Below are 25,904 nucleotides of genomic sequence, written 5' to 3' on the forward strand. Positions count from 1 at the left end.
GTTATAGGTTCATTATGAATGAAAACGGAAAAAATATCAAAAAAAATCACTTTTGGTATTGAAAACGCTTGAAATAATTTAGTAAATATTTTACAATAAGTTTACTAAAAAGAAAGTGGGAGTGAAAAAAATGGAGCAATTGCAACAGATCTTTATTGATAAATTTGGAACAGCAGGCACAGGCATGTATTTTGCGCCAGGGAGAATCAACTTGATCGGTGAACACACAGATTACAATGGCGGTTATGTTTTCCCCGCGGCAATCACATTAGGGACGTATGCAGTAGCACGAAAACGTGAAGACCAGTTGATCCAACTCTATTCAGAAAACTTTCCAGAAAAAGGCGTAATTTCCTTTTCGTTAGATGAGCTGGATTACCGAAAAGAAGATGATTGGACAAACTATCCAAAAGGGGTCGTTCGTTTCCTAAAAGAAGCGGGGCAAGGGATCGATCGTGGCTTTGACATCGCTTTTTATGGCAACATTCCCAATGGCGCAGGTCTTTCTTCCTCTGCATCGATTGAATTGCTGACGGGAGTTTGTCTAAAAGATCTCTTTGATTTAACCCTGACGACCTTGGACTTAGTTAAAATCGGCAAAAAAGTCGAAAATGAGTTTATTGGCGTTAACTCAGGGATCATGGATCAATTTGCGATCGGAATGGGACAAAAAGACCATGCATTGCTTTTAGATACGAACACTTTAAATTATGAAGTCGTACCAGCGGCATTTGGCGATTATGTCGTAGCGATCATGAATACCAATAAGCGCCGCGAATTGGCTGATTCTAAATACAATGAACGACGTGCAGAATGTGAAGAAGCATTAGCTCGTTTGCAAAAATCATTAGCCATTGATTCATTGGGCGCATTAGACGAAGCAACCTTTTTTGCAAATACAGCATTGATCGATGATCCACTTTTGATCAAACGGGCGAAACATGCAGTGACGGAAAACCAACGGACATTAAAAGCAAAAGCCGCTTTGACTGCTGGTGATCTTGAAGAATTCGGCCAGTTGTTAAATGCTTCGCATGCTTCATTGCGGGATGATTATGAAGTGACAGGGCGTGAACTAGATACATTAGTCGCAGCTGCTCAAGCACATCCTGCTGTTTTAGGTGCGCGGATGACTGGTGCGGGCTTTGGCGGCTGCGGGATCGCATTGGTCAAAGCAAGTGAATGGGCTGATTTTGAAGCGTCCGTCAAAGCAACCTATTTAGCAGAAATCGGCTACGCAACCGACATTTATCAAGCAAGTATTGATGATGGTGCACGAAATCTGTAGAATAAGAAACGATGAAGGAATGAAGAAAGAAGGCTGAAAATATGGCGATTTTAGTATTAGGAGGAGCCGGCTATATCGGTTCTCATGCAGTCGATCAATTGATCGGACAAGGAAAACAAGTCGTTGTCGTTGACAATTTGCTGACAGGACATCGCAAAGCGATCCATCCAGCAGCAACCTTTTATGAAGGAGATATTCGCGACAAAGCATTTTTACAATCGGTATTTGAAAAAGAAACGATCGATGGCGTGATTCACTTTGCTGCCAGCTCTTTGGTGGGAGAATCCGTAGAAAAACCATTGAAGTATTTCAACAATAATGTGTATGGGATGCAGGTCCTCTTAGAAGTGATGAAGGAACATCAAGTGAAACATATCGTCTTTTCCTCTACAGCAGCAACTTATGGGGAACCTGACCATAGTCCAATCACGGAAGAAACCCCGACAAATCCTAAAAATCCATATGGCGAAAGCAAGTTGATCATGGAAAAAATGATGCGTTGGTGCGATGAAGCCTATGGAATGAAGTATGTCGCATTGCGTTATTTCAATGTGGCTGGCGCGAAGTCGGATGCTTCGATCGGTGAAGACCATGATCCAGAAACACACTTAGTACCGATCATCTTGCAAGCTGCTTTAGGACAACGCAAAGAGGTAGCGATTTTTGGGGAGGATTACGATACTCCAGATGGTACTTGTGTCCGCGATTATGTCCATGTTGAAGATCTGATCGCTGCTCACCTGCTGGCATTAGAATATTTACAAAAAGGCAATGAGAGCAATGTCTTCAATCTAGGCAGCAATCATGGGTACTCTGTGAAAGAAATGGTGGAAGCTGCCCGCAATGTAACGAAAAAAGAGATCCCAGCCAGAGTGGCGCCGCGCCGTGCCGGTGATCCAAGTACCTTAGTGGCATCGAGTGAAAAAGCACGAAAGGTTTTAGGCTGGAAACCAGTCTATACCGACGTCGAAGCAATCATCGAGACTGCTTGGAATTGGCATGTCAGCCATCCAAATGGGTATCAAGGGCAGGAGGAATAACCAATGACGATCAGCCAAACAATCAGCGATTTCGTCACTTTAGCAATCAAGGCTGGCGGCTGGATGGAAATGGATCGTATTTATTTGCAAAACCGAGTACTAGCCATGATCGGGGAAGCTGTTTTTGAGCCCAGCGAAATTCGTTCTGTCGATCGGTCCTCCATTGATTTGATGGACGAGCTGGTGGCATGCGCTTTAAGCAATCAGCAAATTGGCGATTCTCACGCAGAAAGAGAAATCTTTGAAGCACAGTTGATGGACTTTTTGACGCCACCGCCTTCAGTAGTCAATGCTTTTTTTGCGCAGCATTATGCCAATGATCCTAAAGAAGCGACGGATTATTTCTTTGAGCTGTGCCGTCAAAATGATTACATCAAGACTCGGGCCATCGCAAAGAATATCGTGTTCCCAGTTGATACCGAATATGGGGAGATCGAGATCACGATCAATTTATCAAAACCTGAAAAAGATCCCAAGCAAATAGCGAAAGAAGGAGCTGCTGCTTCTGTAGATTATCCGAATTGTATGTTGTGTTTGGAAAATGAAGGCTACCAAGGACGAGTCAATTATCCAGCACGGACCAACCATCGGATCATTCGCATGAATTTGGATAATGAAGCATGGGGCTTTCAATATTCCCCATACGCCTATTACAATGAGCATTCGATTTTTCTCTCTTTAGATCATCGTCCTATGAAAATCAATTTGCAAACCTTCGCTCGCTTGTTGCAGATCATTGAAGTGATGCCGCATTATTTTGTCGGGTCCAATGCCGATCTGCCGATCGTTGGGGGTTCGATCTTGTCTCATGACCATTATCAAGGGGGACGGCACACGTTTGCCATGGCAAAAGCGCCGATCGAGCAACACTTTTCTTTGACTGGTTTTCCTGATGTCGCTGCGGGGATCGTGAAGTGGCCAATGTCGGTGATACGACTACAAGCGAAAAACAAACAAAAATTAGCCGCCGCTTGCCAATATGTGTTAGCCCAATGGCAACAGTACTCAGATCCAAGTGTTTCGATCAATGCCTTTTCAGAAGATGGAACGCCTCATCATACGGTGACACCGATCGCACGCAAGCAAGGAGAGCTGTTTGAAATGGACTTAGTCTTGCGGGATAATAATGTTTCCGAAGAACATCCTGACGGCATTTTTCATCCGCATCAAGAAGTGCAGCATATCAAAAAAGAAAATATCGGATTGATTGAAGTCATGGGCTTGGCAGTTCTCCCACCGCGTTTAGCTCCGGAACTAGAAGAAGTGACTGCTTATCTATTGGATCAGCCCAATCAGATCGCGGCATACCATATTCCTTGGGCAGATGCGATCAAAGCCCAGCACCCAGAATGCAATGCCGAAAACGTGTCGCAGATTTTACGTAATGCATTAGGGGAAGTCTTTACACAAGTATTGACGCATGCAGGCGTCTTCAAACGAGACCAGACAGGACAAGCGGCCTTTGCTCGCTTTATAGCTACTTTATAAAAAAGTTCCCCGCAAAAAAAGGAGGCTGGAAGATGGCAACGATCAAAGATATTGCACAACAGGCTGGCGTCTCGCCAGCCACTGTATCACGGGTGCTGAATTACGATTCAGAATTATCGGTCAGCTCTGAAACCAAAGAGAAAATTTTTAAAGCCGCAGAAGCACTCAATTACACAAAACATAAAAAGAAGAGTCAGCCGGAAACCAGTAGTATGCGCTTGATCCAATGGTTTGATACCGAGGAAGAATTAGCTGATCTTTACTACTTAGCGATCCGTATCGGGATTGAAAATAAAACCGAAGAATTAGGGATTCGGTTGCTGAAAGAACCTTATGAAGGATTGACTGATACCGCCGTCGATGGAACGATTGCACTAGGAAAATTCGATGATCACCAGATTCGACAATTGAAAAAAAGCCAATCCAATTTGTTGATGGTCGATTTTGACGCATTGTCCCAGGGCGTCAATTCTCTGGTGGTGGACTTTCAACAAGCGGTGGATTTAGTGATCGATGACTTTATTGCAAAAGGCCACCAAAGGATCGGTTTGTTATCAGGCGTTGAGTTTACCAAGGATCATCACCAAGAAATCGAAGACCCTCGGCGCCGGATTTTTGAGGAACGGCTCCGCCGGTTGAAGTTGCACCACCCGCAATATCATCTCAGCGCACCCTTTACAGTAGAGGGCGGTTATGAGGCGATGAAAGAGTATTTGCAGCAAAACAAAGAGTTGCCAAGTGCTCTATTTGCTTCCAGTGATGCCTTAGCGATTGGCGCTATGCGTGCTTTGCAAGAAAAAAACATCAAGATTCCTGATGAGATTGCAATTATTGGCTTCAATGATGTCAGTGTTGCAAAGTACGTCTTTCCGACTCTGTCAACCATCAAAGTTCATACGGAATGGCTGGGAGAGTTGGCAGTAACGACCTTGCTGGATATAATTACGAATGCAGCACCCGTTCCTCGCAAAGTTACGATCGCAACGGAACTGATTACGCGCCAATCTTCCTAGCAACCAGTTGAATCAACGAAGGATGTCGTTACACACGCAACTGAGTTTTAATGGAATAACAAAAAAATGCATATCGCCTTACCCGAACCTTTAAACAGCCTCGTCGGTTTGCAGCTGCAGCCGCGCTTGCTTTTTTCAAAGGTTCGGGTATTGTTGTCCTATTGCTTTTTTTCTAAACGCAGGTATCTTTTTGGAGACTTGGTTGGGCATTTGATTAGAATATGGTAGAATATGAGAGAGTTTTTTGAATGGGGAGAAGATAGATGAAAACATTAGCGATTGATACCTCAAACCAGACACTGGCGGTTGCGGTGGTCGATGGTCAAGAAGTGTTGGGACAAAGCCAGACGATGGCGATCAAAAACCACAGCACAGCATTGATGCCTGCCATTGATGGATTGATACAAGCGGTGGGAATGGCACCTAAAGAGCTGGAGCAAATCGTTGTTGCGAAAGGTCCTGGTTCGTATACAGGTTTGCGAATCGGTGTCACAACAGCAAAAACGCTGGCACAAACATTGAACATCCCGCTGATTGGTGTTTCTAGTTTGAAAACAGTCGCTGCCAATTGCGTGGGCGTATCTCAAGTGATCGTTCCGTTGTTTGACGCTCGCCGTCAAAATGTCTACGCAGGTGCCTACCAATGGCATAATGGGACCTTAGAAACAAGGATCAAAGACCAGCATATCTCACTGTCTGAGTTATTGATCCAGCTAAAAGCAGTCGATAGTCAAGAAGTCCTATTTGTCGGCGCCGATACCGTCAAATTTAAAGACATGATCGAGGCGGAACTGCCGACAGCCCATATCAATCAAGTGTCGTTATGGAATTACCCGAATGGCGTGGTTTTAGCTGCTATTGCGAAAGAAGAAGCGCCGGTAGCTTCGATCCATGATTTTGTACCGGACTATTTAAAATTAGTTGAAGCCGAAGAAAAATGGTTAGCCTCGCATGAACCGGGAGTGGATGCCTATGTTGAAAAAATTTAAAACGATGACGGGAAAGCTGGCTCTTTTCCGTCAGATTCAATACCCAGAGCGTAAAAAAGAGATACGAGGGGAAACGTACGTTGTTCGTGAATTAGTCGGTGATGACATTAAAGAGCTGCTGCAGGTGGAGCGTCTCGTGTATGCTGGGGAACTGCCTTGGACCAAGAGCGCCTTTTTGTCAGAGCTTTATTCACGGGTCAAACATCTTTATTTGGGCATCTTGCATAATGAGCGGATGATTGGGTTTATCGGGGTGCGGATTTTAGGCGCTGATGCCCATGTCACCAATATCGCGATCATTCCTGATTATCAAGGAAAAGGGATCGGTTCTTTCTTGCTAGGAGAAATCGAACGTTATGCAAGGAAAAACAAATGCGACCGTTTGACATTAGAAGTTCGCCTGGGCAATCGTGATGCGCAACGTTTGTATCGGACCCTCGGGTTTGTTTCACAGGCGATCAAAACGGCGTACTACACCGAAGGCAATGAAGACGCATTGGATATGGTGAAATTTTTAAATGACTAACGAACAAGCAGATCAAACGATCCCGACACCGCAAATGCTTTGGTCATTGGCAGATCAGAGCTATCCCTTTGGCTCGCCTTGGAATCTACAGCAATTTCAACAAGATTTGCAAAACAGCAACAGTCGCTATTTGTTCCGTTATGGAAAAACTAATCAAGAGCTGATTGGGTTTCTCTGTTTTCAGCAAGTGCTGGATGAAGCAGAGCTGTTTAATGTAGCGGTTTTACCAGCATATCAAGGGCAAGGTTTGGCGAAAGAATTGTTGAAACGAATGGAAACGATCGTGGAACAAACTGATGGTCGGCGAATCTATCTTGAAGTGCGCGTGTCGAATTTGCAAGCACAAGCTCTTTATTTACGTATGGGTTATACAGTCATCGGTCGTAGAAAAAAATATTACAGTCATCCTGAAGAGGATGCGTTGATTATGGAAAAGAAAGTAGGCGGACAAAAATCAAATGAATGAGTTGATTTTAGCCATTGAAAGCAGTTGTGATGAAACAAGTGTGGCAGTGATTAAAAACGGTGACACCATTTTAAGTAACATTGTTGCTTCGCAGATCAAGAGCCACCAGCGCTTCGGCGGTGTCGTACCAGAAGTCGCTAGTCGTCACCATGTTGAACAGATTACTTTATGCATCGAGGAAGCATTGACACAGGCCGACACACAACCTGAGGAATTATCAGCTGTTGCTGTCACCTATGGTCCAGGGTTGGTTGGGGCATTATTGATTGGACTTTCTGCAGCGAAAGCCTTTGCCTGGGCCCACAGCTTACCACTGATTCCGGTCAATCACATGGCAGGACATATTTATGCAGCTCGTCTAGTGAAGCCATTGGTTTTTCCTTTAATGGCATTATTGGTCAGCGGTGGCCACACCGAATTGGTGTATATGGCAGAAGATAGCTCTTTTGAGATCATCGGTGAAACGAGAGATGATGCCGCTGGAGAAGCCTATGACAAAGTCGGTCGTGTTCTGGGTTTGCCTTATCCTAGTGGAAAAGAAATTGATCGCCTTGCGCATCTAGGCAGTGATACGTATCACTTTCCTCGAGCAATGATACAAGAAGATAATTTTGATTTTAGTTTCAGTGGCTTGAAGAGTTCTTTTATCAATTTTGTGCATAATGCACAGCAAAGAGAGGAAGCTTTGTCAGTAGAAAATCTAGCAGCTAGTTTCCAAGCCAGCGTTGTCGAAGTATTGGTTCATAAAACGTTGCGGGCATGCCAAGCCTATCCAGTAAACCAGCTGATCGTCGCTGGCGGGGTCGCCGCGAATCAAGGGTTGCGTGACGCTTTACAAGAAGCGATGCAGGAATTGCCGGAAGTGGAATTGTTGATTCCACCATTGCGTCTTTGCGGAGATAATGCGGCCATGATTGGTGCCTATGCCCATGTTGCGTTGAAAAAGCAGCGCTTAGCAGACCTTTCATTGAATGCTGATCCAAGTGTCAGCTTTGCCCATCCGATTTCTTAAGATGATAGCACCTAAGATCCGTTCTTAGGTGTTTTTTTGTTTCATTTATGAGCAAACAGAAGATTTCGTTGTATTTTATTTCATTATTTGATATTATTGTGTATATTTATTAATTAATGGAGGGGCGGGTATGCAATGACATCGGTTTTTAAAGGACGCAGTTTTTTAGCAGAAAAGGATTTTACTAAAGAAGAACTACAATATTTGATTGATTTTTCCCAGCACTTGAAAGGGATGAAGGCCAACAATCAACCACATCGTTATTTAGATGGCAAAAACATTGCACTTTTGTTTGAAAAGAATTCGACACGGACGCGAGCAGCCTTTACGGTTGCAGCGGTGGATCTGGGGGCGCATCCGGAATTTTTAGGGGCCAATGATATTCAGTTGGGGACTAAAGAATCCGTTGAAGATACCGCCAAAGTATTCGGCCGCATGTTTGACGGGATCGAGTTTCGCGGCTTTAGTCAGCAGGTTGTCGAAGATCTGGCCAACTATTCAGGCGTACCTGTTTGGAATGGCTTAACGGATGAATGGCATCCAACACAAATGATCGCTGATTTTTTGACTATTCAAGAAAACTTTGGTGAGCTGACTGGCTTGACCATCGCATACTGTGGGGATGGGCGCAACAATGTCGCCAATTCTTTGTTAGTGACTAGTGCGATTTTAGGGGTCAATATTCATGTCGTCACCCCAAAGGCCTTGCAGCCAGAAGCAACCATCATCGCACAGGCACAAGCCTATGCCAAGGAATCTGGGGCAAAGATTTTGGTGACTGATGATGTGGATCAAGGTGTTCTAGGCGCCGATGTCGTGTATACCGATGTTTGGGTATCAATGGGTGAAGAAGAAAAATTCCAAGAACGGATCGAACAGCTGCTGCCGTATCAAGTAAACCAATCGTTGATGAAAAAAACCCAAAATGATCAAGTGATTTTTATGCACTGTTTGCCGGCTTTTCATGATGATCAGACCACGTATGGCAAAAAAGCAGCGCAGGCGTATGGAATTTCTGAGATGGAAGTCACTGATGAGGTCTTTCGCAGTAAGTATGCCCGTCAATTTGATCAAGCCGAAAATCGTTTGCACTCAATCAAAGCAATCATGGCAGTGACTGCCGGAGATCTATTTATTCCTAAAGTATAAAATAATTTTTTTTGAAAATGCCAAAATCTCGCTAGCCAAACAAACATTTCTTTGCTATACTTTCTGGGAAGTAAATAGCCTTGATTTGATGAAACAAGAGAAGTAGCGATTCGAGTATCAGTTAGCGAGTTCGGGGTGGTGGAAGCCGAATTGATCAGATTGTGAAACGCACTTGTGAGAATTTGCCAAGCAAACGGAATTCTGCCGTTATCAGAAAAAAGTGGGTCCGAAAAGGACAATCAGAGTGGTACCGCGGGAAATCTCGTCTCTAGTGCATGTTATGCGCTAGAGGCTTTTTTGTTTTTATCAATCATTTCTTGCATGAAAAACATACAGCTGTTTGCTTGCTTCAAACAACGTTTCATCAATACATGGGCTCAGTCATTATAGGAGGGATACTATGAATAACAAAGAAATCGTCGCACAAGCGATCCATCAAGTAGTAAAAGAAGATCTATCGATTGAACAAGTTCAGCAATTACTGGAAAATCCAAAGTCAGCCGACCATGGGGATGTGGCATTCCCAGCCTTCTCGCTAGCAAAAGTCTATCGGAAAGCGCCGCAGCAAATAGCCGCAGACTTAGCAGAAAAAATCGATCAAGCGTCTTTTGAAAAAATTGAAGTGGTCGGTCCGTATTTAAACTTCTTTATGGATAAAAAAGCAATTTCTGCCCATGTCTTAGAGCTGGTTCTCAAAGAAAAAAATCATTTTGGCGATCAAACCATCGGCAATCAGCAAGCAGTACCGATCGATATGTCTTCACCAAATATTGCCAAACCCATCTCAATGGGGCATTTGCGTTCCACTGTGATTGGTAACTCGATCGGCTTTATTTTAGAAAAAATCGGTTATCAGCCAATTCGCATCAATCATTTAGGCGACTGGGGCACACAATTTGGGAAACTGATCGTTGCCTATAAAAAATGGGGGTCAGAAGAAGCGGTCAAAGCGGAACCAATCAACGAACTGTTACGTTTATATGTTGATTTTCATGAAGCAGCCGAGACAGATAAGCAATTAGAAGATGATGCGAGAGCTTGGTTCAAGAAACTAGAAGATGGTGACCAAGAAGCAATGGATTTATGGCAATGGTTCCGTGATGAATCATTAAAAGAATTCAATAAAATCTACGATATGTTGGAAGTTTCCTTTGATTCATTGAATGGCGAAGCTTTCTATAATGATAAAATGACAGAAGTCGTGGAATTATTAGAAGAAAAACACTTGCTGAAAGAAGACCAAGGGGCAGAAATCGTTGATTTGGCTGCCTATGACTTAAATCCAGCCTTGATCCGCAAATCCGATGGTGCGACTCTTTACATCACACGGGACATGGCTGCCGCATTGTACCGCAAACGGACCTACAACTTTGCAAAATCATTGTACGTGGTAGGGAATGAACAAAGTTATCACTTCAAACAATTAAAAGCTGTTTTGAAGGAAATGGGCTTTGAGTGGGCAGATGATATGACCCACGTACCATTTGGGTTGATCACCAAAGATGGGAAAAAACTGTCTACAAGAAAAGGCAAGATCGTTCTTTTAGAAGAAGTATTGAATGAAGCGATCGATTCAGCAAAAGAACAAATCACTGAAAAGAACCCAACCCTTGAAAACAAAGAAGAAGTAGCAAAACAAGTTGGTGTCGGGGCAGTCGTTTTCCACGATTTGAAAAATGACCGTTTGAATAATTTCGACTTTACGCTAGAAGAAGTTGTCCGTTTTGAAGGAGAGACCGGTCCTTACGTGCAATACTCTCATGCCCGTGCCATGAGCATTCTTGAAAAAGCCAACTTTGATCCCGCTGCTGTCAGCAGTCTGGCATTGGCAGACGCTGAGAGCTGGGAAGTTATCAAATTGATCCAACGCTACCCAGAAACGGTCATGCAAGCGGCGGAAAAATATGAACCATCCGTCATTGCCAAACATGCCATTAAATTGGCACAGGCCTTTAATAAGTATTATGCCAATGTGAAAATCTTAGCTGAGGATGCGGAAAAAGACGCACGTCTGGCTCTGGTTTATGCAGTAACGACCTTATTAAAAGAAGATTTACGGTTGCTTGGTTTACATGCACCTGACAAAATGTAACAAAAAAGCTGTGCCCCTTGCTTCGACAAGGGCACAGCTCTTTTTGTAGTGAAAATACAGATAGGGCACATTTGTTCAGTGTTTTATAAGACCGCGTGGTTTCTGATAAATTGATAAAAAGTTTCAGCGTCTTCGTCGCTGCGGGAAATCACCGCTACTGTATCAAAACCCGCCAACGAGCAAACTTTTTCTGGCATGGTCACTTCATCGATCGCTGCCGAAAGCAAAGGCGCATTGTCCGCAACGGTATGGATCAAGGTCATGAATTGCACACGATCTACTTTAGTGACAATGTCTTCGATCATCTGTATCAAGCGCTGCTCTTCTTCTTTTTCATCCTCAGAAGCTTGCATTCCTTGAAAAATGACAAACTTTGTCTGACCTGACTCATCAGGTACTTTCACGATTTTCAAATCACGAATATCGCGAGAAATGGTCGCTTGCGTGGCGGAGACTCCTTGGACTTCCAATTGCTGCAATAATTCTTCTTGCGTGCGTACAGTATGTTCAGTAATGATTTGTCTAATAAGTAAATGGCGATCAGCTTTTCGCATAGGTAAACTCCTTTAAGCATGATTGATTAAGTCAGCCTTATCATAGCAGATAACACCGAAAAAACCTAGATATAATAAGAAAAGAATTAGAACGTTAAAAAAAAAGCCGAACCACGAATCGTAGTTTTTCATTTGAATCAGTTGCATTTCTTTTTTGGCTACTGTATACTGTTTAAGGCGTGAGTTTTTCACGTCAATCCCACATCTTGTTCCATCTGCGAAGCGGTGCTGATCGATTCAGTTCTTCAAAGAGTAAAAGAGCAAGAGAGGAAAACAAAAAACCAAATTGGAGGAAACACAACATGGCAGTAATCTCAATGAAACAATTACTAGAAGCCGGCGTACACTTTGGTCACCAAACTCGTCGCTGGAACCCAAAAATGAAGAAATATATCTTCACAGAAAGAAACGGCATCTACATCATTGATTTGCAAAAAACAGTGAAATTAGTAGACGCAGCTTACGACTACATGAAAAATGTTGCTGAAGAAGGCGGCGTTGCATTGTTCGTAGGTACTAAAAAACAAGCACAAGAAGCAATCAAAGAAGAAGCAATCCGTTCAGGTCAATACTATGTTAACCATCGTTGGTTAGGTGGAACTTTGACAAACTGGGAAACAATCCAAAAACGTGTTGCTCGTTTGAAACAAATCAACAAAATGGAAGAAGATGGCACATTTGCTGTTCTTCCTAAAAAAGAAGTCGTTGGCTTGAACAAAGAGCGCGAACGTCTTGAAAAATTCTTAGGCGGTATCGCTGATATGCCAAGAATTCCAGATGTAATGTACGTTGTTGACCCACGTAAAGAACGTATCGCGATCCAAGAAGCACGCAAATTGAATATCCCGATCGTAGCGATGGTCGATACAAACTGTGATCCAGACGAAATCGATGTTGTTATCCCATCAAACGATGACGCTATTCGTGCCGTTAAATTGATCACTGCGAAAATGGCAGATGCTTTCATCGAAGGTAACCAAGGCGAAGACCAAGTAGCAGAAGAAGATTTTGCTGCTGAATCAACAGAAAACGCAACTTCAATCGAAGAAATCGTTGATGTTGTCGAAGGCGACAACGCATCAGCTGAATAATAAATGATGGAGCTGTTTCAAAGGCTAGGCGCCAAGCCTCACTCTCCTTTGAAACAGCTTTTTTTAAAGACAAGCAATCTTGTTTAAAAACATTTAGGAGGAAACAAAAAATGGCAGAAGTAACAGCTAAATTAGTAAAAGAATTACGCGATATGACTGGTGTAGGAATGATGGACGCAAAACGTGCATTAGTTGAAGTAGAAGGCGACATCGAAAAAGCCGTAGACTTATTACGTGAAAAAGGTATGGCAAAAGCTGCGAAGAAAAACGACCGTATTGCTGCTGAAGGATTAGCATCTGTAGCGATCAACGGCAACACAGCAGCAATCGTTGAAGTGAACTCAGAAACTGACTTCGTTTCTAAAAACGAAATGTTCCAAGACTTAGTAAAAGAAATCGCTGAAGTAATCGCAGCGAACAAACCAGCTGATATGGATGCTGCTTTAAAATTAGAAACTTCTAAAGGCACAATGGATGCTGCGTTGATCGAAGCAACACAAGTAATCGGAGAAAAAATCAGCTTCCGTCGTTTTGAAGTTGTTGAAAAAGATGACAATGCTGCTTTCGGCGGTTACCTACACATGGGCGGACGTATTGCTGTATTGACTGTTCTTGAAGGAACAACTGACGAATCAGTTGCGAAAGATGTTGCGATGCACGTTGCAGCGATCAACCCTCGCTACGTGAACGAAGCACAAATCTCTCAAGAAGAATTGGATCATGAAAAACAAGTCTTGACAGAACAAGCATTGAACGAAGGCAAACCAGCGAACATCGTTGAAAAAATGGTTGAAGGACGCTTGAAGAAATTTAAAGCAGAAATCGCTTTGGTTGACCAACCATTCGTTAAAGACCCAGATATGACAGTTGAAAAATATGTTGCATCAAAAGGCGCAACTGTGAAATCTTTTGTCCGCTTTGAAGTCGGCGAAGGTATCGAAAAACGCGAAGACAACTTCGTTGAAGAAGTAATGAGCCAAGTGAAAAAATAATTCTGTTCCTCGAACAGATGGGAACGCATGGAAGTGCGCTCCCTTTTTTTAAGCAAAAACGGTTTTTGAAGAAATAGTGTAGATAATTTTCAACGAAAGAGCACCAATATGCTACAATAGTATTGGAGAATGTACGGAGGAATCATGATGGGCAAACCAAAATATCAACGTGTTGTATTAAAATTAAGTGGTGAAGCATTAGCGGGTGACGAAGGCTTTGGGATCAAACCACCGACGATCCAAGAGATCGTTAAAGAGATCAAGGAAGTCCACGAATTAGGTGTACAGATGGCAATCGTGGTCGGCGGCGGGAACATTTGGCGTGGACAAATCGGCGCGCAAATGGGGATGGAAAGAGCCCAAGCTGATTATATGGGCATGTTAGCGACTGTGATGAATGCTTTAGCATTACAAGATACACTAGAAAACGCTGGTGTACCAACGCGTGTCCAAACTTCGATCGAAATGCGTCAAATCGCAGAGCCTTATATTCGTCGCAGAGCAGAACGTCACTTAGAAAAAGGGCGGGTCGTCATTTTTGCCGGCGGAACCGGAAACCCTTATTTCTCAACTGATACGACCGCAGCCTTACGGGCAGCTGAAATCAACGCCGATGTCATTTTGATGGCAAAAAACAATGTTGATGGCGTCTACTCAGCAGATCCTAAAACGGATCAAAGTGCTGTGAAATTTGAAGAATTGACTCATTTAGAAGTCATTTCTAAAGGATTGCAAGTAATGGATTCAACCGCAAGTTCATTAAGTATGGACAACGATATTCCATTAGTCGTATTCAACTTGAATGAGCATGGAAACATTCGCCGCGCCATTTTAGGTGAACATATTGGAACGACAGTAAGGGGGAAATAACATGGCTGACAAAATTTTAACAGAAGCAAAAGACAAAATGAAAAAAGCAGCAGAAAACTTGCAGCGGGAATTAGGACAAATCCGTGCTGGCCGCGCGAACGCGAGCATCTTAGACCGCGTAATGGTTACTTATTATGGTGTACCAACACCCTTGAACCAAATGGCTTCAATTACGATTCCAGAAGCAAGAATTTTGATGATCACACCTTTTGACAAAACAATGATCCAAGAAGTAGAAAAAGCTATCATGCAAAGTGATGTGGGGATTACACCTGCCAATGATGGAACGGTCATTCGTTTGGTGATTCCTCAATTAACGGAAGAACGCCGTAAAGAATTAGCAAAAGATGTGAAAAAAGAAGCTGAAAATGCGAAAATCGCCGTCCGTAACATTCGTCGGGATGCCATGGAAGCTTACAAGAAACAAGAAAAAGCTGGCGACATCACAGAAGATGATTTGCGGGAATCTGAAAAAGAAGTGCAGACTGCTACAGATAACAGCATCAAAGAAATCGATGCCATCGCAGCTGAAAAAGAACAAGAATTACTTGAAGTTTAAAAAGAATGACGAAGAGTCGCTTCAGCGGCTCTTTTTTATGGGCGAAAGTAGCTCATTTACTTGAATATGACAGCTGTTTTTTTGTTTTTTCTTAATATAGAAATCTTTTCTTGGTTTTCATAGGCAAGAAATCTGATTATTGTTATAATGTAAAAGATGAATTTCAAGAATTGGAAGAGGAGCGAATACGATGCTGCGTTTTTTTCCACAAAAAGACAAATATATCAAAGAAGCGGCTGAACATGAATTGGATCCATCACTGCCGATTCCCCAACACATCGCGATCATTATGGATGGCAACGGCAGATGGGCGCAAAATCGGCGCTTGCCAAGAGTAGCTGGCCACAAAGAAGGCATGGAGACGGTAAAGAAAATCACGAAACATGCTTCACACTTAGGTGTGAAGGTATTGACGCTTTATGCATTTTCGACAGAAAATTGGAAACGGCCGAACGAGGAAGTAGACTTTTTGATGCAACTGCCCGTCGACTTTTTCGACACCTTTGTTCCTGAGCTGATCAAAGAAAATGTTCAAGTCAAAGTGATGGGGTTCACGGATTCTTTACCCGCGCATACACAAGAAGCGGTCAAGCGAGCGATCGACCAAACCAAAGATAACACCGGGATGATCTTGAATTTTGCTTTAAACTACGGCAGCCGCGCGGAAATTTTGACAGCTGTCCAAGCACTTTATGAAGAACTCTCAGCTTCCGGCGAAGCCCTACCAGAGCTCACGGAAGACATGCTGGGGACGCATTTGATGACTGGTTTTTTACCAAACGCGTTACGTGATCCTGAATTGGTGATTCGCACGAGTGGTGAGGAACGTATCAGTAATTTCTTATTATGGCAGATTGCATACAGCGAGTTATTCTTTACAAAAGCGCTCTGGCCTGATTTCGATTCTGCGTTATTAGAGGACGCGATTGGGAGCTTTCAACAACGAAACCGGCGTTTTGGCGGTTTGAAAACGAAGGAGGAAGAAGAGTGAGACAACGTGTAATCACTGCGGTCGTCGCATTAGCCTTTTTCCTGCCAATTATTTATATTGGCGGCATTGCCGTCGAATTGCTGGCAGCAGCAATGGCAGGAATTGGTGTTTATGAATTATTTCGGATGAAAGGATTAGCTATTTTCAGTTTTGAAGGAATTCTTTCAATCCTCGGAGCGGTAATCTTAGTTTTGCCTCAAGAACGCTGGTTTTTCTTTTTGCCAGAGGGGACAGATAAAAGTGCCTTGTTTTATCTGATCGTTCTTTTGTTACTAGGGATCGCGGTTATTTCGAAAAATACGTATACCATCGATGAAGCTGGCTTTCCGGTGATCGTTAGCTTATATACCGGTGTCGGGTTTGAACGTTTTTTGACGGCACGGTCAGCAACGGATGGCTTAGTCGTTTTAGTTTTCGGTCTCTTTATCGTGTGGGCAACGGATATTGGGGCATACATGGTGGGACGACGTTACGGTCAACGAAAATTATGGCCGGAGATTTCTCCTAATAAAACCATCGAAGGGGCCCTAGGCGGGATTGCCGCTGCGGTGGTCGTAGCTGGTTTGTATCTATTAGCATTTCCTGGGAAAGATTATTTTGGACACGGTAGTGCCATGATGATTTTATTGACGGTCCTCTTTTCGATCGCTGGGCAATTTGGTGATTTAGTGGAATCGGCGATCAAACGTCATTATGGCGTAAAGGATTCAGGGAATATCCTGCCAGGTCACGGGGGAATCTTAGATCGCTTCGACAGCATGCTGTTTGTGTTTCCAATCATGTATTTATTCGGTGTCTTTTAAAAAATAGTTAGAAGTGCAGGCTTGGCTTGCGCTTCTTTTTTTAAATTCTTGTTACAACGGGAATGTGAGTTCCTCAACGGGAACCGGTGTGATAAAATAAGGAAAGGCTGCCCTGAATGAGAGGGATGCTGTGAAAGAGAGGAACGAGCATGAAAACGATACTTGTATTTATCATTATCTTTTCCGTGGTGGTAGTGATTCACGAATTCGGACACTACTTCTTTGCAAAACGGGCAGGTATTTTAGTAAGAGAGTTTGCCATCGGTATGGGGCCTAAATTGTTCGCGCATCAAGCGAAAGATGGGACGACCTACACGATTCGGATGCTACCATTAGGCGGGTATGTCCAAATGGCAGGCTGGGGCGAAGATGAAACCGAATTAACGCCTGGTATGCCAGTCTCCTTGGTTCAAGATGCAACTGGCAAAGTCATCAAAATCAATACGAGCAAAAAGATCCAATTGCCGCAAGCGATCCCCATGGAAGTGACCGACTTTGACTTGGAGGAGAAGTTGACGATCACTGGCTTCATCAACGGCAATGAACAAGAAGCAGTTACGTACGCTGTGGATCATGACGCAACGATTATTCATGAAGATGGCGTTGAAGTTCGGATCGCACCAAAAGACGTTCAATTCCAGTCCGCAAAGCTTTGGCAACGAATGCTGACGAATTTTGCCGGACCGATGAATAACTTTATTTTATCCTTGGTTTTATTCACTGGGTTGGTGTTTGCGCAAGGTGGTGTCGCGAACCAAGATGCAACCATCGTGACAGGAATCGAAGCAGGAACCCCGGCAGCTGAAGCCGGACTGCAAAATGGCGACGAAATCTTAGCAGTTGAAGGTGTCGATGTATCCAACTGGTCAGAATTGACGACAGAGATCCAAAAGTATCCAGATACTCAGATTGCTCTAGAAGTTAAACGAGGAGCAGAAACACTTGATTTGACGGCAACTCCTGCGAGTCAAGAATCTGGGGAGACTACGATTGGTTTCCTAGGGATCACGGCTTCGTTAAAAACTGGCATCGGAGACATCTTACTTGGCGGCTTGCAAACGACCATTGACAATTCATTGGTGATTTTTAGAGCAGTCGGCAACTTGATCGCCCAACCAGATATCAATAAATTGGGCGGACCGGTAGCGATTTTCCAACTGTCTTCTCAAGCCGCATCGCAAGGTGTCACAACGGTGATCGCCATGATGGCGATGATTTCCATCAACTTGGGGATCTTTAATTTACTGCCGATTCCTGGATTAGATGGCGGGAAACTGGTTTTAAATATTTTAGAAGGTGTGCGAGGCAAGCCAATCAGTCAAGAAAAAGAAGGCATCATTACCCTGATTGGGTTTGGGTTTTTGATGCTGCTGATGGTTCTCGTTACCTGGAATGATATCCAACGTTTCTTCTTTTAAAAATAAGACGCACAAGCAAATCAATTGTTGATCGGGTGAACATGATTTTTTGTAGCAAAGGAGAAAAAAATGAAACAGTCAAAATGTTTGATTCCGACATTGCGGGAAACCCCCAGCGATGCGGAGACGTTAAGTCATCAACTGTTAGTTAGGGCCGGGTATATTCGACAAGTGGCTGCAGGCATCTATGTCTACTTGCCATTAGCACAAAGGGTGTTAGAAAAGATCAAGCGGGTCATTCGTGAGGAACTGGCACAAATCGATGCCGTAGAGATGGCGATGCCTTCTTTGCTTCCGTATGAACCATGGAAGGAGTCTGGACGGGCCTCATTGTATGGTGAGTCTTTGTATCGGTTGACAGATCGAAACGAACGAGAGATCGTTTTAGGACCTACTCACGAAGAGCCGTTCACGACATTGATCAAAAACGAGATCACGTCTTATAAGCGGCTACCCTTGAGCTTGTATCAGATCCAAACGAAATATCGGGACGAACAGCGGCCGCGTTTTGGATTGATTCGCAGCCGTGAATTTATCATGCAAGATGGCTATTCTTTTCACGCCGATGAAGCCAGCTTAGATCAAACCTATAATCGCTACGAAATGGCTTACCATGCGATTTTGAAACGCTGTGGGATCGAATATCGGACAGTGGTCGGGGATAATGGCTTGATGGGTGGCCGAGATTCAAAAGAGTTTTTGGCATTGTCTGGAATCGGCGAAGAGCTGATCTGTTATTCGACTGAAAGCGACTATGTCGCCAATTGGAAACTAGCAACTAGTCAGTATATCGCTAAAAAATCTCATGAGACCTATTTAGAGTTACAAAAAGTCGTTCATGAAGAGTCTCTATCGTTAGAGGAACTGGCGAAAACATACGAAACGGATTTGCAAAAAATCGTTCAAGTATTTTTGCTACTCGTTGACGAGCAAGTCATTATGGTATTGCTTCGAGGCGATCACAGTCTTAATGAAACAAAGATCAAGCATTTTTTAGCCGCTGATCAAGTGAAGATCTTGACTGCTGAAGAAGCCGAGTCGTATCTGACCAGTGACGCACAACTTCGCAGCCCCATTGAGCTTGCTGATTCGATCCAATTGTATGCCGATCAGCATGTCCAAGATATGGCGAATCTGATCGTACCAGCGGCAGAAAAACAGAGCTATTTTCTTAATGCAAATGTAGGCCGTGATTTTCAACCACTAGCCTTTGCCGATTTTCGATTGGTTCAAGAAGGCGATCCTTCCCCAGATGGAAAAGGGACCTTAACCTTTACGCGAGGAATCGAAGTTGGGCATATCTTCAAGTTAGGAACCAAGTACAGCGAGGCGCAAGAAGCGACGGTTGTCGATGAAAATGGCGATGAACAACCAATCATCATGGGCTGTTATGGTTTGGGGGTTTCTCGGTTGCTTTCAACGATCGTCGAACAATATGGCAATGAGTTTGGGATCGATTGGCCCCAAGAAATTGCCCCATTTGATGTGCATATCATCCAAACGTCGATTGAAGATAGCTATCAAAATGCCTTAAGTGAAGAAGTAGAAGAAATGATGAACCAAGTTGGCTATCAAGTATTGGTGGATGACCGCAATGAACGTGCAGGGGTCAAATTTGCAGATGCCGATTTGATTGGTTGTCCGATTCGCTTGACCATCGGTAAAAAAGCCGTAGAAGGCATCGTGGAGATCAAAATCAAGCATACTGGCGCAACCGTTGAAGTGAGGAAAGAAGAAGTCGCTTCGACCCTAACGATTTTGTTAGCCAACCAAGAATAAATCGAAACAAATGGTAGATCGAGAAAGGAAATCCTTTCTCGATTTTTTAATGAAAGTGAAGACAAAAAGAGGTATACTAATGAGTACTGAGAAAAGGAGGATCTTCAATTGTCAAAAGAAAGAGAGACCTTTGAGATATTATTAGACCAAATTGCAGCTGCCCCAAATCTTCGGCAGCATCCATTGATGCAGACTGCCCAAATCAGACAAGTAACCGTGCATCGACAATCAAAAGCCTGGACATTTTATTTCCAATTCGAACGTTTATTGCCGGTGATGGTGTATCAGTCCTTTAAACAACATATTGAATTGGCATTTAAAGAGATTGCGGAAGTTCGCATTGTCATTGAAGCTCAAGACGGTTCCTTTGATGAGCAGTTCATTCAAGAATACTGGCCATTAGCGTTAGCCAATCAAAATTGCGATCGGCCATTAGTTCATCAAGTGATTAAAAATCAAATGCCTATGATTCAAGAGAACAAGGTGATTTTACCCGTCAACAATGATGCGGTCATCACGATTTTGCAGCAACAGTACTTACCGATTATCGAGGAAAATTATGGGACTTTCGGGTTTCAAAAATTTCGGATCTTGCCACAGCTAGACAAAGAACAGGCTGAGGCAGCCTTGAAAGAACTTGAAGCACGAAAAGAAGAACAAACGGCAGCCTTCCAATTGCAAGCCGCTGAGAACTTAATGGCTCACGAGCAACGCAAAAAAGAAGTCAAAACAGTCGAATTTGACGGACCAATCGCCTTGGGACGTAATATTCCTGCTGATGAACCTGTGACACCGATGATCAATATCATCGAGGAAGAACGCCGAGTTACGATCCAAGGGCATGTCTTTGATAAAGAAGTCCGCGAATTGCGTTCAAAACGGAAGATTTTGATTTTGAAAATCACCGACTATACGTCGTCGTTTAGTGTGAAAAAATTCTCCAACAATGAAAAAGATGAACAAGTCTTTGATGCCATTGCTAAAGGTAGTTGGGTCAAAGTGCGTGGTAGTGTTCAAGAAGATACCTTCATGCGAGATCTCGTTATGAATGCGCAAGATTTGCTGGAAGTCAAACACGAGGCCCGCAAAGATTATGCACCTGAAGGCGAAAAACGGGTCGAACTTCACCTGCATTCCAATATGAGTACGATGGATGCAACCAATAATGTGGCAGACTTTGTCGCTCAAGCTGGCAAGTGGGGCCATAAGGCGATTGCGATCACCGATCATGGTGGAGCACAAGGGTTTCCTGATGCCCATCACGCCGGAGAAAAAGCCGGGGTAAAAATTCTTTACGGTGTGGAAGCCAATATCGTGGATGACGGGGTAGCGGTTGCCTATAATCCGCAGCCTGTCCCACTGACTGATGCTACGTATATCGTGTTTGACGTGGAGACCACCGGATTGTCTGCAGTGTACGACACCATCATTGAATTGGCCGCTGTGCGGATGCATAAAGGCAACGTGGAAGGTTCCTTTGATGAATTCATCGATCCTGGCCATCCTTTATCACGAACGACCGTAGAATTGACGGGGATCACCGATGAAATGGTTCGGGGGTCAAAATCGGAAGAAGAGGTCTTACGTTTGTTCCGTGAGTTTTCTGAAGGAGCCATTCTAGTTGCCCACAATGCGTCATTTGATATGGGCTTCTTAAATACAAGTTATCGAAAATACGGTATTCCAGAAGCAGAAAATCCCGTCATTGATACATTGGAACTCGCTCGTTATTTGTATCCTGAGTTTAAGCGATTCGGTTTAGGTGTCCTTTCCAAAAAATTCGGCGTTAGTTTGGAGCAACATCACCGAGCGATCTACGATGCCGAGGCAACCGGTCATTTAGCGTGGATCTTTGTCAAAGAAGCGATGGAAAAACATGACATGCTGCTGCACGAAGATTTGAACCGACACGTTGGGGGCGAGAACTCCTATAAAGCAGCTCGGCCTTTCCATGCCACGATCTTAGCCCGAACACAGGCGGGATTGAAGAATTTATTCAAGCTGATCTCGATGTCGAATGTGAAGTACTTCCATGATAAAGTTCCGCGGATTCCGCGCTCAGAATTGGTGAAATTGCGGGAAGGATTGTTAGTCGGAACCGCTTGTGATAAAGGAGAAGTCTTTGTCGCAATGATGCAAAAAGGGGTCGATGCAGCGCGGGAACTTGCGAAGTTTTATGACTATATCGAAGTCATGCCCAAAGCAGTTTATGCCCATCTTCTGGAAACGGAGCTCGTGAAAAGCGAAAAAGACCTAGAAGACATCATTCGGAATCTGGTAAAGATGGGGGAAGAGTTAGGGAAAATCGTTGTTGCTACTGGGAATGCCCACTACCTGAACGAAGAAGATGCCATTTATCGTAAGGTCTTGATTAATTCGATGGGGGGCGCCAATCCCTTGAATCGACATAGTTTACCGGATGTACATTTCCGAACAACCGATGAGATGCTGACCGCTTTTCAGTTTTTAGGTCCAGAAGTAGCGAAAGAAATTGTAGTGACGAACCCGAATAAAATCGCTGATCTCTGTGAAAAAGTCATTCCGGTAAAAGATGATTTGTATACACCAAAGATTCCTGGATCTGAACAAGAGATCACCGACTTAAGTTACAACCGTGCCAAAGAGCTATACGGTGACCCATTACCAGAAATTGTGGAAAAACGTTTGAAAAAAGAGCTTGATTCGATCATTGGGAATGGGTTTTCCGTGATCTATTTGATCTCACAAAAACTGGTTCATAAAAGCAATGAAGACGGCTACTTAGTAGGGTCACGGGGATCAGTCGGTTCTAGTTTTGTCGCAACGATGACTGGGATCACTGAGGTCAATCCATTAGCCCCGCATTATTATTGTCCCGATTGCCAGTATTCTGAGTTTTACGAAGACGGCTCGTATGGTTCTGGTTATGATATGCCAGAGAAAAAATGTCCAAAATGCGGCACCCGTCTGAACAAAGATGGCCATGATATTCCTTTTGAAACCTTCCTTGGTTTCCATGGCGATAAAGTCCCCGATATCGATTTGAACTTCTCTGGGGAATATCAGCCAGAAGCCCATAACTATACGAAAGTGCTCTTCGGTGAAGAGTATGTCTATCGTGCCGGAACGATCGGTACCGTAGCGGACAAAACAGCCTTTGGGTTCGTAAAAGGCTTTGAGCGCGATCATAATCTTCATTATCGTGCAGCCGAAGTCGATCGTCTGGCAAAAGGCGCCACTGGCGTCAAACGGACGACTGGTCAGCATCCGGGGGGGATTATCGTTATTCCAGACTATATGGATGTCTATGATTTCACCCCGATTCAATACCCAGCAGATGATCAAAATTCAGAATGGAAAACGACCCACTTTGATTTCCATTCGATTCATGACAATATTTTAAAACTGGATATCCTGGGACACGATGACCCAACGGTGATTCGGATGCTACAGGATTTATCAGGAATCGATCCTAAAACGATCCCCACGGATGATCCGGAAGTGATGCGTATTTTTGGTGGTACGGATGTGCTAGGTGTGACTGAAGAGCAGATCTACTCAAAAACAGGTACATTAGGCATCCCAGAATTTGGTACCCGATTTGTGCGAGGGATGTTGGATCAAACCCATCCATCGACCTTTGCAGAGCTCTTGCAGATCTCTGGTCTTTCCCATGGTACCGATGTATGGTTGGGCAATGCCGAAGAACTGATTCGTCGCGGAGACGCTAGTCTAGCAGAAGTAATCGGCTGTCGGGATGACATCATGGTGTATTTGATCCATGCCGGCTTAGATGACGGGATGGCCTTTAAAATCATGGAGACGGTTCGTAAAGGCCAATGGAACAAGATCCCTGACGACTTGCGGGACACTTACTTGCAAGCGATGCGGGAGAACAATGTCCCTGAATGGTATATCGATTCTTGTTCGAAGATCAAGTACATGTTCCCGAAAGCCCATGCGGCGGCGTATGTTTTGATGGCGTTGCGGGTGGCTTACTTTAAAGTGTACTTCCCAATTCTCTATTACTGTGCTTATTTCTCTGTCCGGGCGGATGATTTTGATTTGATTGCCATGTCAAAAGGAAAAGACGCCGTAAAAGAACGGATGCAAGAAATCACTGACAAAGGATTGGATGCGTCAACGAAAGAAAAGAATCTGTTAACGGTTCTGGAGTTAGCCAATGAAATGTTAGAGCGCGGTTATGAATTTGGAATGATCGATCTGTATAAATCGGATGCGGAAAACTTCGTGATCGACGGGAAAAAATTGATCGCACCGTTTCGAGCAGTGCCGAGTTTGGGAATAAACGTAGCGAAACAAATCGTGGAAGCACGAAAAGACGGTCCCTTCTTATCGAAAGAAGACCTCGCCAATCGCGGGAAAGTTTCTAAGACCTTGATTGAATACATGACGGATAATGGTGTTCTTAAAGATCTACCAGATGAAAATCAGTTGTCGTTGTTCGATATGTTATAAGTCAACAGCTGTTCACTTAAAAAAAGCACATCATCGTAGCATCTAGTATAGCTAGTTTCTGCATGATGTGCTTTTTTGTCTTGTTTGTGAGGGCAACCTAAGCAGTCACAATCTTGCGAAAATCAAAAGGATCGTGGCTTTATAGTGAGAAATCATAAGGGGGGTGCCGCTTGGATAGCGAATCAATCGAACCATTGGCTTACAAAGAGGAGAAAAATACTCGTTACCGAAAGAAGCGAATGTCTTTGGTAACGAGTATTTTTCGACAAAGTTCGTTAAATAGCTAAAAAAAGAAAAAAAGCAAAACAGGCAAATACACCATGTACAGTAAGACGGAATACCCTAAACATGAAGTTGCAAATTCTTCGTCCCCTTGGTAGTTTCGTACAAGAATCGGGACAGAGTTTTGGACGGGCATAGAGGCTTGAATAATAAATACAGAAAGCATCAATTCAGGAACAGGGATGATTCTGCTTAACAACCACACGACTAGGGGCGAAAGAACGAACCGACCAAACAAGACACCGGCAATGTCTTTGGTCATTCGCAAGTTCTTGAGCCCGCCAAAGTAGACAATGATCCCGATAATAAACATTGATAGGGGCGTCGTTAAATCTGCTAGGTAGCTTCCAAGGCCATCAACAAATGAGGGCAGCGGTAAGGTGAACAGCATCCAGATCAAACCGATGATGAAACCAATCAAGGCTGGTGAAAAAATCTTTTTTAGCATGACCAATGGATGAAAGGAAATCCGGGCTTCACCAAAATCAGGATTGTCTTTTGCTAACTCAAAAATACCGATGGTCCAAAATAATGTCGTATTTACAATATAGTACAACAACACATAAGGAACGGCTTTTTCACCAAAAATGGCTAAATTGATCGGTAAGCCGATGAAGATCGTATTGGAAAAGGTAAACATGGCGGAAAATGCCCCTTGGTGTTTGGTTTCAACTTGGGCGAAACGGCGCCATAAATAACCGGCGAAGTAAGTGATCATCATGGAAAGCAAAGGGATGATCATCCCGGAAACTAATGAGAGAAACTCGTCTTTCGTAAAGTTTTTAATGATCGTCAAAAACATATTGGCTGGTAATGAGACATTCAATACCAATTTTGAAAACGTATCGGCGGTTCGATTAGAAAACCATTGTTTGTAAGACAACCAATAACCGATAAACATGAGACTGAAAATGACAAAAATATTGATATATGCTTGAAACATACGCTCACCTCTCATTTACTATAGCGAAAGGCAATAGAAGAAGCAACTGATTCCCATTTGAAAACAACAAAAAACCAAACCGCCCAATGAGCGATTTGGTC

21 protein-coding genes are annotated in these 25,904 nt (G+C 43.6%); 19 read left to right on the plus strand and 2 right to left on the minus strand.

Annotated elements, in window-relative coordinates; genetic code table 11:
* Nucleotides 1–130 precede the first annotated feature (130 nt).
* The 10 genes from CO692_RS13430 (at nucleotide 131) to argS (ending at nucleotide 11,063) form a co-directional block, all read left to right on the plus strand.
* Nucleotides 131–1,288, plus strand: coding sequence for a galactokinase (locus CO692_RS13430; protein ID WP_096742439.1), 1,158 nt, complete (start codon nucleotides 131–133; stop codon nucleotides 1,286–1,288).
* A gap of 41 nt (nucleotides 1,289–1,329) precedes the next feature.
* Complete coding sequence (gene galE, locus CO692_RS13435; protein ID WP_096742440.1) at nucleotides 1,330–2,328, plus strand: UDP-glucose 4-epimerase GalE; 999 nt, start codon at nucleotides 1,330–1,332, stop codon at nucleotides 2,326–2,328.
* Nucleotides 2,329–2,331: 3 nt separating this feature from the next.
* Nucleotides 2,332–3,816 carry a UDP-glucose--hexose-1-phosphate uridylyltransferase gene (gene galT, locus CO692_RS13440; RefSeq protein WP_096742441.1) on the plus strand — a complete coding sequence of 495 codons (1,485 nt, stop codon included), beginning with the start codon at nucleotides 2,332–2,334 and terminating at the stop codon, nucleotides 3,814–3,816.
* 32 nt (nucleotides 3,817–3,848) lie between these two features.
* Complete coding sequence (locus tag CO692_RS13445) at nucleotides 3,849–4,829, plus strand: LacI family DNA-binding transcriptional regulator (protein ID WP_081118770.1); 981 nt, start codon at nucleotides 3,849–3,851, stop codon at nucleotides 4,827–4,829.
* 263 nt (nucleotides 4,830–5,092) lie between these two features.
* A complete protein-coding gene (gene tsaB / locus CO692_RS13450; protein WP_096742442.1) occupies nucleotides 5,093–5,818 on the plus strand; it encodes a tRNA (adenosine(37)-N6)-threonylcarbamoyltransferase complex dimerization subunit type 1 TsaB in 726 nt (241 codons plus the stop codon).
* Nucleotides 5,802–6,344 carry a ribosomal protein S18-alanine N-acetyltransferase gene (gene rimI / locus CO692_RS13455; protein ID WP_096742443.1) on the plus strand — a complete coding sequence of 181 codons (543 nt, stop codon included), beginning with the start codon at nucleotides 5,802–5,804 and terminating at the stop codon, nucleotides 6,342–6,344. Before tsaB ends, rimI (CO692_RS13455) begins: the two co-directional genes overlap by 17 nt.
* Nucleotides 6,337–6,810 (plus strand): ribosomal protein S18-alanine N-acetyltransferase, encoded by a 474-nt coding sequence (rimI, locus tag CO692_RS13460; protein ID WP_081118768.1) that lies wholly within the window; start codon nucleotides 6,337–6,339, stop codon nucleotides 6,808–6,810. The genes rimI (CO692_RS13455) and rimI (CO692_RS13460) overlap by 8 nt, the downstream gene beginning before the upstream one ends.
* The gene (gene tsaD / locus CO692_RS13465; protein WP_096742444.1) at nucleotides 6,803–7,822 is read left to right on the plus strand and encodes a tRNA (adenosine(37)-N6)-threonylcarbamoyltransferase complex transferase subunit TsaD; all 1,020 of its coding nucleotides are present in this window, start codon (nucleotides 6,803–6,805) and stop codon (nucleotides 7,820–7,822) included. The genes rimI (CO692_RS13460) and tsaD overlap by 8 nt, the downstream gene beginning before the upstream one ends.
* 135 nt (nucleotides 7,823–7,957) lie before the next feature.
* The gene (gene argF / locus CO692_RS13470) at nucleotides 7,958–8,971 is read left to right on the plus strand and encodes an ornithine carbamoyltransferase (protein WP_077452618.1); all 1,014 of its coding nucleotides are present in this window, start codon (nucleotides 7,958–7,960) and stop codon (nucleotides 8,969–8,971) included.
* Between the two features lie 400 nt (nucleotides 8,972–9,371).
* The gene (gene argS / locus CO692_RS13475) at nucleotides 9,372–11,063 is read left to right on the plus strand and encodes an arginine--tRNA ligase (RefSeq protein ID WP_096742445.1); all 1,692 of its coding nucleotides are present in this window, start codon (nucleotides 9,372–9,374) and stop codon (nucleotides 11,061–11,063) included.
* A gap of 83 nt (nucleotides 11,064–11,146) precedes the next feature.
* Here argS and CO692_RS13480 read toward each other — a convergent pair whose 3' ends face one another.
* Nucleotides 11,147–11,617 carry an arginine repressor gene (locus CO692_RS13480; RefSeq protein ID WP_096742446.1) on the minus strand — a complete coding sequence of 157 codons (471 nt, stop codon included), beginning with the start codon at nucleotides 11,615–11,617 and terminating at the stop codon, nucleotides 11,147–11,149.
* A gap of 302 nt (nucleotides 11,618–11,919) precedes the next feature.
* Here CO692_RS13480 and rpsB point away from each other — a divergent pair, with 302 nt between their 5' ends.
* From rpsB to CO692_RS13525, 9 genes are all read left to right on the plus strand, one after another.
* The gene (gene rpsB, locus CO692_RS13485; RefSeq protein ID WP_005229426.1) at nucleotides 11,920–12,708 is read left to right on the plus strand and encodes a 30S ribosomal protein S2; all 789 of its coding nucleotides are present in this window, start codon (nucleotides 11,920–11,922) and stop codon (nucleotides 12,706–12,708) included.
* Nucleotides 12,709–12,818: 110 nt separating this feature from the next.
* Nucleotides 12,819–13,700, plus strand: coding sequence for a translation elongation factor Ts (tsf, locus tag CO692_RS13490; protein ID WP_005229432.1), 882 nt, complete (start codon nucleotides 12,819–12,821; stop codon nucleotides 13,698–13,700).
* 147 nt (nucleotides 13,701–13,847) lie between these two features.
* A complete protein-coding gene (gene pyrH / locus CO692_RS13495) occupies nucleotides 13,848–14,570 on the plus strand; it encodes a UMP kinase (RefSeq protein ID WP_005229433.1) in 723 nt (240 codons plus the stop codon).
* A 1-nt stretch (nucleotide 14,571) separates the two neighbouring features.
* Complete coding sequence (gene frr, locus CO692_RS13500; RefSeq protein ID WP_077452616.1) at nucleotides 14,572–15,129, plus strand: ribosome recycling factor; 558 nt, start codon at nucleotides 14,572–14,574, stop codon at nucleotides 15,127–15,129.
* 190 nt (nucleotides 15,130–15,319) lie between these two features.
* Nucleotides 15,320–16,120, plus strand: a complete 801-nt coding sequence (locus tag CO692_RS13505; protein ID WP_096742447.1) for an isoprenyl transferase — start codon at nucleotides 15,320–15,322, stop codon at nucleotides 16,118–16,120.
* Nucleotides 16,117–16,923, plus strand: coding sequence for a phosphatidate cytidylyltransferase (locus tag CO692_RS13510; protein ID WP_077452615.1), 807 nt, complete (start codon nucleotides 16,117–16,119; stop codon nucleotides 16,921–16,923). The genes CO692_RS13505 and CO692_RS13510 overlap by 4 nt, the downstream gene beginning before the upstream one ends.
* A gap of 149 nt (nucleotides 16,924–17,072) precedes the next feature.
* Nucleotides 17,073–18,341 carry an RIP metalloprotease RseP gene (gene rseP / locus CO692_RS13515; protein ID WP_081118765.1) on the plus strand — a complete coding sequence of 423 codons (1,269 nt, stop codon included), beginning with the start codon at nucleotides 17,073–17,075 and terminating at the stop codon, nucleotides 18,339–18,341.
* A gap of 69 nt (nucleotides 18,342–18,410) precedes the next feature.
* Nucleotides 18,411–20,120 carry a proline--tRNA ligase gene (locus CO692_RS13520; protein WP_081118764.1) on the plus strand — a complete coding sequence of 570 codons (1,710 nt, stop codon included), beginning with the start codon at nucleotides 18,411–18,413 and terminating at the stop codon, nucleotides 20,118–20,120.
* A 108-nt stretch (nucleotides 20,121–20,228) separates the two neighbouring features.
* Nucleotides 20,229–24,578: a PolC-type DNA polymerase III gene (locus CO692_RS13525; RefSeq protein WP_096742448.1), complete on the plus strand. Its 4,350-nt coding sequence runs from the start codon at nucleotides 20,229–20,231 to the stop codon at nucleotides 24,576–24,578.
* 283 nt (nucleotides 24,579–24,861) lie between these two features.
* Here CO692_RS13525 and CO692_RS13530 read toward each other — a convergent pair whose 3' ends face one another.
* Nucleotides 24,862–25,803, minus strand: a complete 942-nt coding sequence (locus CO692_RS13530) for an AEC family transporter (protein WP_077452611.1) — start codon at nucleotides 25,801–25,803, stop codon at nucleotides 24,862–24,864.
* Between the last annotated feature and the right edge of the window lie 101 nt (nucleotides 25,804–25,904).

Origin of the sequence: Enterococcus sp. FDAARGOS_375 (genome assembly GCF_002393265.1) — a bacterium.
Taxonomy (GTDB): domain Bacteria; phylum Bacillota; class Bacilli; order Lactobacillales; family Enterococcaceae; genus Enterococcus_D; species Enterococcus_D innesii.

Coding starts and splice junctions, on each gene's coding strand:
- argF (WP_077452618.1), top strand. CDS start 7,958: ATGACATCGGTTTTTAAAGGACGCAGTTTTTTAGCAGAAAAGGATTTT.
- galE (WP_096742440.1), top strand. CDS start 1,330: ATGGCGATTTTAGTATTAGGAGGAGCCGGCTATATCGGTTCTCATGCA.
- CO692_RS13480 (WP_096742446.1), bottom strand. CDS start 11,617: ATGCGAAAAGCTGATCGCCATTTACTTATTAGACAAATCATTACTGAA.
- rpsB (WP_005229426.1), top strand. CDS start 11,920: ATGGCAGTAATCTCAATGAAACAATTACTAGAAGCCGGCGTACACTTT.
- CO692_RS13505 (WP_096742447.1), top strand. CDS start 15,320: ATGCTGCGTTTTTTTCCACAAAAAGACAAATATATCAAAGAAGCGGCT.
- CO692_RS13520 (WP_081118764.1), top strand. CDS start 18,411: ATGAAACAGTCAAAATGTTTGATTCCGACATTGCGGGAAACCCCCAGC.
- rimI (WP_081118768.1), top strand. CDS start 6,337: ATGACTAACGAACAAGCAGATCAAACGATCCCGACACCGCAAATGCTT.
- CO692_RS13445 (WP_081118770.1), top strand. CDS start 3,849: ATGGCAACGATCAAAGATATTGCACAACAGGCTGGCGTCTCGCCAGCC.
- pyrH (WP_005229433.1), top strand. CDS start 13,848: ATGGGCAAACCAAAATATCAACGTGTTGTATTAAAATTAAGTGGTGAA.
- tsaD (WP_096742444.1), top strand. CDS start 6,803: ATGAATGAGTTGATTTTAGCCATTGAAAGCAGTTGTGATGAAACAAGT.
- tsaB (WP_096742442.1), top strand. CDS start 5,093: ATGAAAACATTAGCGATTGATACCTCAAACCAGACACTGGCGGTTGCG.
- rseP (WP_081118765.1), top strand. CDS start 17,073: ATGAAAACGATACTTGTATTTATCATTATCTTTTCCGTGGTGGTAGTG.
- rimI (WP_096742443.1), top strand. CDS start 5,802: ATGTTGAAAAAATTTAAAACGATGACGGGAAAGCTGGCTCTTTTCCGT.
- galT (WP_096742441.1), top strand. CDS start 2,332: ATGACGATCAGCCAAACAATCAGCGATTTCGTCACTTTAGCAATCAAG.
- CO692_RS13530 (WP_077452611.1), bottom strand. CDS start 25,803: ATGTTTCAAGCATATATCAATATTTTTGTCATTTTCAGTCTCATGTTT.
- tsf (WP_005229432.1), top strand. CDS start 12,819: ATGGCAGAAGTAACAGCTAAATTAGTAAAAGAATTACGCGATATGACT.
- argS (WP_096742445.1), top strand. CDS start 9,372: ATGAATAACAAAGAAATCGTCGCACAAGCGATCCATCAAGTAGTAAAA.
- CO692_RS13430 (WP_096742439.1), top strand. CDS start 131: ATGGAGCAATTGCAACAGATCTTTATTGATAAATTTGGAACAGCAGGC.
- frr (WP_077452616.1), top strand. CDS start 14,572: ATGGCTGACAAAATTTTAACAGAAGCAAAAGACAAAATGAAAAAAGCA.